2 protein-coding genes are annotated in these 1,446 nt (G+C 67.4%); one reads left to right on the top strand and one right to left on the bottom strand.

Going from position 1 to position 1,446, the window contains the following annotated elements:
- Positions 1–999 (top strand): zinc ribbon domain-containing protein (locus tag MKL01_RS20720; protein ID WP_243907082.1); only part of this gene is annotated, 999 nt, incomplete at its 5' end.
- Between the two features lie 22 nt (positions 1,000–1,021).
- On the opposite strand, the gene MKL01_RS20715 is transcribed toward MKL01_RS20720, so the two are convergent.
- On the bottom strand, positions 1,022–1,446 hold a 425-nt coding region (locus tag MKL01_RS20715), incomplete at its 5' end, for a DUF2059 domain-containing protein (RefSeq protein WP_243907081.1).

Raw genomic sequence — 1,446 nt, 5'->3', positions numbered from 1 at the left:
GCCCTCGCTTTCGCCGGCTTCCTGATCGGGCTGGGGTCGCTCGTGGTCGGCGACCTGCCGCAGGTCGAGCATCGCTACAACCTCGACGAGTTCCTCGACCGCGGGCAGGCGGACGCGACCGCCGCCGCGCTGAAGCAAGTTCGTCGCGAGCGCGCCGACAACCAGCAACAAGCGGAGCGGACACAACTCGCTCTCGACGCAGCGCACTCCGCCTCTGAGGCGTCACGCGAGACTTTCGCCAACTGGCTGAAGACCCGCGATGCCACGCAGCGCGTCGATCAGGATCCCGGCCTCATCGCTCGCACGCAGCAGCTCGACGCCCTGAAGGCCGCCGAACGGACGGTCGAGGAGCAGCAGGAAGGTTTGACCAAGGCAGATCTCAGTCTCGCGCAGAGGGAGACCGAGCTGGAGGCTACCGACAGCGAGCAGCGCGCCGCGGCCCAGCAGAAGCTCGACGCGGCCGAGAGCGGGCAGGAGCTACGCGTCTTCGGCTACCGCCTCGCTCTGACCCTGCCGCTTCTCGCACTCGCGGGTTGGCTGCTGCTGAAGCGGCGGCACACGCGCAACTGGCCGTTCGTATGGGGCTTCGCGCTGGCGGCAGCCTTCGCGTTCTTCGTCGAGCTGGTGCCGTACCTGCCAAGCTACGGCGGCTACGTCCAGTATGGCGTCGGGGTGGTGGTCACGCTCGTGGCGGGCCGGGCGGCGATCAATGCCTTGCAAGCCTATCAGGAGAGGCAGCGGGCTGCTGAGGCACGGCCCGACGAGGAGCGACGAACCGAGATCGCCACCGATCAGGCTCTGCTCCGCCTCTCCAAGAAGGTTTGCCCCGGCTGTGACCGGCCGATCGACTTGGCGAACCCGGAGGCCAACTTCTGTCCGCATTGCGGGATCGGCGTGTTCGAGCGATGCCCAGCCTGCGATCACCGCAAGAGCACCTTCGAGCGGTTCTGCTACGCCTGTGGCAACCGGGCTGGCGAGGTCGCGACGCCCGTCGCCTAAGCAGGTTTGCGACGGCAACCGTTCAGTGCGGCTTGGTCTGCCCACCCTGCGCCCATCCATGCGCCTGGACGGCCTTGACGATTTTGCCTTGCAACTCCGGCATCACCGACTGCATCCACTGCTGCATGCCCGCGAGCTGTACCTGCGCGAGCTGCGGCTGGGCCGCCGCGAGGTGCTTGCCGGCGGGTGTGGCGTAGAATGCCGCGATGGCCTGCAGGTCGTCCTTACCCAACACGGTGGCGAAGCCGCGAGCCTGCATGTCGAGCAACTCGTCGTAGTGCGCCGTCAGCGTCGGCATCACGACTTCCTGGACCAGAACCTGTGCCTTGTCCGGCTCCTTGATGCCGATCTGCTGCATCATCCCCACCATCGGCCCGGCCATGGCGCTGAGCGTCGCGGTGCGGTCGCCCTGCATCTGCGCGACTGTCTCACGAGCGACCTTCACCA

Origin of the sequence: Methylobacterium sp. J-070, from assembly GCF_022829385.1 — a bacterium.
Lineage (GTDB): Bacteria > Pseudomonadota > Alphaproteobacteria > Rhizobiales > Beijerinckiaceae > Methylobacterium.
Note: the sequence above shows the minus strand (reverse complement) of the source record. Positions and strands in the feature narration are given on the sequence as shown.